This window comes from Pseudomonas sp. CM27 (assembly GCF_013179515.1).
GTDB lineage: Bacteria > Pseudomonadota > Gammaproteobacteria > Pseudomonadales > Pseudomonadaceae > Aquipseudomonas.
The window spans coordinates 1-6,490 of the sequence record NZ_JABMCN010000192.1 but is presented as its reverse complement, the minus strand read 5'-3'; the positions used below and the strand labels follow the sequence as shown (position 1 = coordinate 6,490).

The following is a 6,490-nucleotide window of genomic DNA, read 5'->3' as shown; positions in this document are numbered from 1 at the left end:
GCCCTGCGCCATCGCCGCCGCGCAGCGCCACAGACCAGCCCACAGTCGGCGCCGCCGCAACCTGACCAGCAGGGTACCACCCACTCAGGTGACCCGGGCGGGCAGGGCGACTGGGGCGCCTTGCCGCCGCAGCCGGTGGCCAGCGGTGCCCGTCGCGAGGTGCCGAACTGGGCAAAAAAGCCCTGAGCATCCCCCAGCCACCTGCCACAGGGGCGGATGCCGAAGCGGGCGCAGGCAAGCAGTACGGCGCCAGCCGTGGCCGCGCGCGCAATGCTGCAGCTGGCCGGGTAGCCTGGCTGGCGACCTTGCTCAAGGGCCGGCCACGGCTGCGCCAGGACCTGTGCTGGCAACAACGCCAGGCCAGGCCCGCAGAGTTGTGGCTGGTGATTGTAGACGCCTCGGCCTCCACCCGCCGGCACCAGGCGCTGGCACAGACCAAAGGGCTGCTGGCAGCACTGTTCGACCAGGCCTACCGCCAGCGCGCCCGTCTTGCCTTGCTGACCGCCAGCGGTCATGCGCCGCAGTGGCAGCGCCACGGCCTGAAAGCCTCGGCTGCGCTGCAGCCCTGGCTTCAAGCCTTGGGCGCCGGTGGCGGGACACCGCTGATGAACGCGTTGGAGCAGGCCCGCCACTGGCTGCAGGCGCGGCGGCGAGCCCACCCCGAAGAAGTGGTGCGTTGCCTGATATTCACCGACGGTCGCCTGCAGCACTGCAACGGCGTGCAGCCGATGCCATGCGACACCTTGCTGGTAGATATGGAGTTGGCGCCGGTTCGCGTTGGGCGCGCACAGCGTCTGGCTGAGCAGTTGCAGGCCGAATACCAGCACTTGCATCAGTTCAAGGTCGTGAATTGAAAAATGTGCGCGACATCATGTCGCAATAAGGAAAGTTGCCAGAACAGCCAGTGGGGAAGTTGCACAAGTGCGTGGCGGTGCACGCACTTGGCCGGGCGGGCGATATTATTTCGGCATCGACCAGGGCTGCAGGTTGTAGCCTTTCTCGCACAGTTCGGCGCGCACTTCCTCGATCAGGCTGGCCCACTGGGCAGGGTCGGAATAGATGCGCGACGACACTTGCTTGCTGCCGATGCGAGTGCTGGTCCGGTCGATCACTGCCAGGCTCAACTCACCAGTACCGTTGGGTGCATCCCAGGCTACGCACTGGAAAGGTTCGAAGGCATGGTCGGCAATCAGCAGTGCTTCGTTGACACGGAGCGGGGCATTCATGGTTCGGTCTCTCTATGGTCCCAAACATCGAAGTAAGTCCGCGTTGCTTCAAAGTCGCCTCTTTATTCGCGAGTTGCAGCGCGGGGTTATGTGTACTGATGCTCGTTGTCCGGGGGCAAGTCACACATTGGTTGTAAAAAAATTTGTCAGGATGGAATCCGTTCTTGCCTGCGCCGCCATGTGATGTCGATAAAGTGCGAAAATTCCCGTATGGGTTTGTAAAAAAATGATTCGGCAGACAGACGGTACTGGGCAGCGTCAACTTCGTTGCTACTGTTAATTGGGCGCCACAACTTGCTGTTTTACTTCAAAAAACCAAAAAATGGCGCCAAGGATCGATCATGCAGCAGCCCGCCGCTCAACGCCGTTTGCTCATCGTCGACCCCTGCGACGACTGCCACCGCTTGCTGCCAGGCCTGCGCAACGCTGGGTGGGATGTGGACAGTTGCGTGCTCGGGGCCGCACTGGATCATCCTTGCGATGTGGGCCTGTTGCGTTTGCAGGCAGCGCACCTGAGGCACCCGGACGCGGTCAAGGACATGATCAAGCGCAGCAACACCGAATGGATCGCGGTGCTCAGTGCCGAGCAATTGCGCATGCCGGCGTTCGGCGATTTTGTCTGCGAGTGGTTCTTCGACTTCCATACCTTGCCATTCGACGTCTCTCGCGTGCAGGTTACCCTTGGCCGGGCGTTCGGCATGGCGCGCCTGCGCGGCAAAGGGGCGGTCAAGGTCGACGAAGCCACCCACGAACTGCTCGGTGAAAGCCGGCCGATCCGCGAGCTGCGCAAATTACTGGGCAAACTGGCGCCCACCGAATCGCCGGTGCTGATCCGCGGTGAAAGCGGCACCGGCAAAGAACTGGTGGCACGCACCCTGCACCGCCAGTCGCAACGCAGCGAGCAGCCGTTCATCGCTATCAACTGCGGAGCGATTCCCGAGCACCTGATCCAGTCCGAACTGTTTGGCCATGAGAAGGGCGCGTTCACCGGCGCTCACCAGCGCAAGTCCGGGCGTATCGAAGCGGCGCATGGTGGCACGCTGTTTCTCGACGAAATCGGTGACCTGCCGCTGGAGCTGCAGGCCAACCTGCTGCGTTTTCTCCAGGAGAAGCACATCGAACGGGTGGGCGGCAGCCAGCCGATTCCGGTGGATGTGCGGGTGCTGGCGGCGACCCACGTGGACCTGGAACGGGCCATCGAGCAAGGGCGCTTTCGCGAAGACCTGTATTACCGCCTGAACGTACTGCAAGTGGTGACCGCGCCGCTGCGCGACCGGCATGGCGACCTGTCGATGCTGGCCAGCCACTTTGCCCACTTTTATAGCCTGGAAACCGGGCGCCGGCCGCGCTCGTTCAGTGATCATGCCCTGGCGGCGATGGGCCGGCACGACTGGCCGGGCAATGTGCGCGAGCTGGCCAACCGCGTGCGCCGCGGGCTGGTGCTGGCCGAAGGCCGGCAGATCGAGGCGCAGGACCTGGGGCTGCAGCTGCTGGACCTGGAGCAGCAGCCGCTGGGCACCCTGGAGGAGTACAAGCACCGGGCCGAGCGTCAGGCCCTGTGCGATGTACTCAACCGGCACAGTGACAACCTCAGCGTGGCGGCCAAGGTGCTTGGGGTTTCACGGCCGACGTTCTATCGGCTGCTGCACAAGCACCAGATACGCTAGGTTGTCGTCCTCGGATCAATGTGGCCCGCGCACAATGGTCTTCAACAGGTCTTCCGGGCTGATGTGCCCCACCACCTGGGCCACGGCGCTGCCTGGGGTCGGCAGGTCGATGATGTGGCTTTTCATCTTGCCCACCACATGCATTTCGCACGGTTTGCAGTCGAACTTCAGGGTCAGCACCTCGTCACCCTGAATCAGCTGCATCGGTGCCACCTTGGTACGCACGCCGGTCACGCCCTTGGCCTGCTTGGGGCACAGGTTGAACGAGAAGCGCAGGCAGTGCTTGGTGATCATCACCGGCACTTCGCCGTGCTCTTCATGGGCCTCGTAGGCCGCATCGATCAACTGCACGCCGTGGCGGTGGTAGAAGTCGCGCGCCTTCTGGTTGTAGACGTTGGCCAGGAACGACAGGTGTGAATCGGGGTATACCGGCGGCGGCGTGGTCTCGGCCTTGCGCGCGCCACGCGGGTGCGCCTGCACGCGTGCTGCGGTCAGCGCCTCGATGGCTTCGCGGCGCAGGGCCTTGAGCTGCGAGTTGGGTACGAAATAGGCCTGTGGCGCGTCCAGCTGGATGCTGTCGGCGTGATACATCGTGGTACCCAGCTGGCCCAGCAGGTCGTGCAACTGGTCCAGCGCCTGCTGCGGCTTGTTGGCCGGGCCGAACGGGCCATCCAGGGCCACCTGCACGCTGATACCTTCTTCACTGCTGAGGGTCAGCATCAGGCGCTGCTCGCGCAGAACGGCGTGCCACTCGACGCCCACCCGGCGCTCGGAAGAGGTGCGCTGCAGGGCCTGTTGCCAGTTGTGGTCGAGGTTGCGAGACAGCGGGTGGTTGGGGCGCAGCTTGTGCAGGCCTTCGGGCATTTCGTTGGGTTCGACACGGTAGCGGTAACGCTTGTGGCCGTCTTCCTCGAACTCGCCGCGTGGTTCGGCGATGTTGGCGCGGAAACCCACCACTTCGCGCTTGACCAGCACATTCAGGCCGTCGCCGTTGGTCAGTGGCACCTCGGTGACCACCTGCATGTCACGTTTGCCGACTTTTTCCACCACGCCGACCGGCAGGCCGGTGAAGGTTGGCGAGTCGAACGCGCCGATGTCGACCTTGCGGTCGCTGACGAAGTAGTCGGTGCTGCCGCGGTGGAAGGTCTTGTCCGGGTCGGGCAGGAAGAAGTGCTCGGTGCGGCCGCTGGAGGCGCGGGCCAGTTCCGGGCGGCCTTCGAGGATGGCGTCGAGCTCTTTGCGGTAGTGGGCAGTGATGTTCTTCACGTAGCCCATGTCCTTGTAGCGGCCCTCGATCTTGAACGAGCGCACGCCGGCATCGACCAGGTCCGCCAGGTTGGCGGTCTGGTTGTTGTCCTTCATCGACAGCAGGTGTTTCTCGAAGGCCACCACGCGGCCCTGGTCGTCCTTCAGGGTGTAGGGCAGGCGGCAGGCCTGCGAGCAGTCGCCACGGTTGGCACTGCGGCCGGTCTGCGCGTGAGAGATGTTGCACTGGCCGGAGAAGGCAACGCACAGCGCACCGTGGATGAAGAACTCGATGGCGGCATCGGTTTCGGCGGCGATGCTGCGAATCTGCTGCAGGTTCAGCTCGCGGGCCAGTACCAGCTGCGAGAACCCGGCCTGGTCGAGGAATCGGGCCCGCTCCAGGGTGCGGATGTCGGTCTGGGTGCTGGCGTGCAGCTCGATCGGCGGGATGTCCAGCTCCATCACCCCCAGGTCCTGCACGATCAGGGCATCGACGCCGGCGTCGTACAGCTGGTGAATCAGCTTGCGCGCGGGCTCCAGCTCGTTGTCGTGGAGGATGGTGTTGATGGTGGTGAACACCCGTGCGTGGTAGCGCCGGGCGAACTCGACCAGCTCGGCGATATCGCCGACCTCGTTGCAGGCGTTATGGCGCGCGCCGAAGCTCGGGCCGCCGATGTAGATGGCGTCAGCGCCGTGCAGGATCGCTTCACGGGCAATGGCCACGTCGCGCGCAGGGCTGAGCAGTTCCAGGTGATTCTTTGGAAGGGACATGTCGTTATATTTTCGGGCTGTCACGGTAGGCGGGCATTGTAGCGGTGAAACGGGCCGGCGGCATCATTGGGGTGCTGGGAGGTGTATCGCTTGTACCGGCCCTATCGCCGGCAAGCCAGCTCCCACAGGTACGACGCTGCCTTGAAGGCTGCGCTGTACCTGCACTATCGCCGGCAGCCAGCTCCCACAGGTACGACGCTGCCTTGAAGGCTGCGCTGTACCTGCACTATCGCCGGCAGCCAGCTCCCACAGGTACTGCGCATGCCTTGAAGGCTGCACTGTACCTGTGGGAGCTGGCTTGCCGGCGATAGGGCCCTGGCAGGTAAATCAGCGCTTGGCGGCCATTGCGGTCACTTCGACGCGCATGCCTTCGAATGCCAGCGAAGCCACACCCACCGCAGCACGTACTGGCCACGGCTTGCCGAAGAAGCGCTGGTACACCTCGTTGAACGCCGCGCGGTCGGCCATGTCGGTCAGGTAGATGGTCAGGTGCAGCACCCGGTCCATGCCGCTGCCGGCCTTTTCCAGGGCCACTTTCAGCGCCTGCAGGGTGCATTCGCTCTGCTCGACGATACCGCCCAGTTCCAGGCTGCCATCGGGGTGGGTCGGGATCTGGGTGGTGACCAGCACGCCGTTGTACTCGGCCACGTCGGAGGAAATGGATTCGGCGTCCGGGTCTGGGGTGTAGATGATGTCTGCAGTTGCCATGGTCTGTTTTGCCTTGCGACGGAAGGAAAGCGGCAAGCCTACGCGAGCCCGGCGGGCGGGTCGAGGGCGCCCCGGTGTTTGTAATGCGCGCTGTTCGCCGTCAGAATCGCGCCCCATTGCAACGCAGGGGTTTAACGTGAACGAACAGACTTTGTCCAGGCGCCTGGAGCGCGTGGCCGCCCATGTGCCACAGGGCGCGCGCCTGGCCGACATTGGCTCCGACCATGGTTACCTGCCGGTGGCCCTGATGCTGCGTGGCGTAATCGAGGTGGGCGTGGCCGGCGAGGTGGCGCAGACGCCGTTCGCCTCGGCCCAGCGCAACGTGCGCAAGAATGACCTTGAAGACCGCATCACCGTGCGCCTGGCCGATGGCCTGGCGGCCGTCGAGGCGCAAGATAGGATCTCGGTGATCAGCATCTGCGGCATGGGTGGCGACACGATGTGCGAGATCCTCGAAGCCGGCAAGCAGCGCCTGGCTGGGGTAAAACGCCTGGTACTGCAGCCCAATGGCGCCGAACGCGAACTGCGGCAGTGGCTGATGGGTAACGGCTTTTGCATCGTCAACGAAGAGCTGTTGCGAGAAAACCGCTTTGACTACGAGATCATCGTCGCCGAACCGGGCAGCGTGGCCTATACCGCTGAGCAACTGTACTTCGGACCGGTGCTGATGCAGGCGAAAAGCGAGGCGTTTGTGGTGAAGTGGCGCCGCATGCTGAAACAGAAGCAGCAGACCCTGGCCAACTTCGCGCGTGCCCGCGACGCGGTACCTCAGGTGAAAATAGACGACTTCAACCAGCAGGTGGGCTGGATCACCCAGGTGCTGGGCTGACTCACTGCTGCGAGCAGTTGCCCATCTCGCGGTAGTCGATTTCG

Annotated in this window: 6 protein-coding genes and 1 pseudogene; 4 read left to right on the top strand and 3 right to left on the bottom strand. The window is 63.9% G+C overall.

The features are described 5' to 3' along the window. A pseudogene (locus tag HP547_RS21110) lies at positions 1-186 on the top strand (magnesium chelatase); the annotation flags it as partial. A 110-nt stretch (positions 187-296) separates the two neighbouring features. Next, positions 297-854 (top strand): VWA domain-containing protein, encoded by a 558-nt coding sequence (locus tag HP547_RS21105; protein ID WP_172287347.1) that lies wholly within the window; start codon positions 297-299, stop codon positions 852-854. 105 nt (positions 855-959) lie between these two features. On the opposite strand, the gene HP547_RS21100 is transcribed toward HP547_RS21105, so the two are convergent. Then, entirely contained in the window at positions 960-1,226 is a 267-nt protein-coding gene (locus HP547_RS21100; protein WP_172232835.1) for a hypothetical protein, read from the bottom strand. Positions 1,227-1,567: 341 nt separating this feature from the next. On the opposite strand from HP547_RS21100, the gene HP547_RS21095 reads away from it, so the two are divergent. Continuing rightward, on the top strand, positions 1,568-2,893 hold the full coding sequence (locus tag HP547_RS21095; RefSeq protein WP_172287343.1) for a sigma-54 dependent transcriptional regulator: 1,326 nt from the start codon (positions 1,568-1,570) through the stop codon (positions 2,891-2,893). Positions 2,894-2,908: 15 nt separating this feature from the next. On the opposite strand, the gene HP547_RS21090 is transcribed toward HP547_RS21095, so the two are convergent. Together HP547_RS21090 and HP547_RS21085 are read right to left on the bottom strand one after the other, a co-directional pair. Next, entirely contained in the window at positions 2,909-4,909 is a 2,001-nt protein-coding gene (locus tag HP547_RS21090; RefSeq protein WP_172231195.1) for a U32 family peptidase, read from the bottom strand. A 327-nt stretch (positions 4,910-5,236) separates the two neighbouring features. Next, positions 5,237-5,617 carry a RidA family protein gene (locus tag HP547_RS21085; protein WP_172231198.1) on the bottom strand — a complete coding sequence of 127 codons (381 nt, stop codon included), beginning with the start codon at positions 5,615-5,617 and terminating at the stop codon, positions 5,237-5,239. Between the two features lie 136 nt (positions 5,618-5,753). Between HP547_RS21085 and HP547_RS21080 the strand changes: the two genes are divergently transcribed. Next, positions 5,754-6,446, top strand: a complete 693-nt coding sequence (locus tag HP547_RS21080) for a tRNA (adenine(22)-N(1))-methyltransferase TrmK (protein ID WP_172231201.1) — start codon at positions 5,754-5,756, stop codon at positions 6,444-6,446. Positions 6,447-6,490 lie beyond the last annotated feature (44 nt).

What these genes read in the sequence shown, in the direction of transcription:
- HP547_RS21095 (WP_172287343.1), top strand. Translation starts at nt 1,568, where the DNA reads ATGCAGCAGCCCGCCGCTCAACGCCGTTTGCTCATCGTCGACCCCTGC.
- HP547_RS21090 (WP_172231195.1), bottom strand. Translation starts at nt 4,909, where the DNA reads ATGTCCCTTCCAAAGAATCACCTGGAACTGCTCAGCCCTGCGCGCGAC.
- HP547_RS21085 (WP_172231198.1), bottom strand. Translation starts at nt 5,617, where the DNA reads ATGGCAACTGCAGACATCATCTACACCCCAGACCCGGACGCCGAATCC.
- HP547_RS21100 (WP_172232835.1), bottom strand. Translation starts at nt 1,226, where the DNA reads ATGAATGCCCCGCTCCGTGTCAACGAAGCACTGCTGATTGCCGACCAT.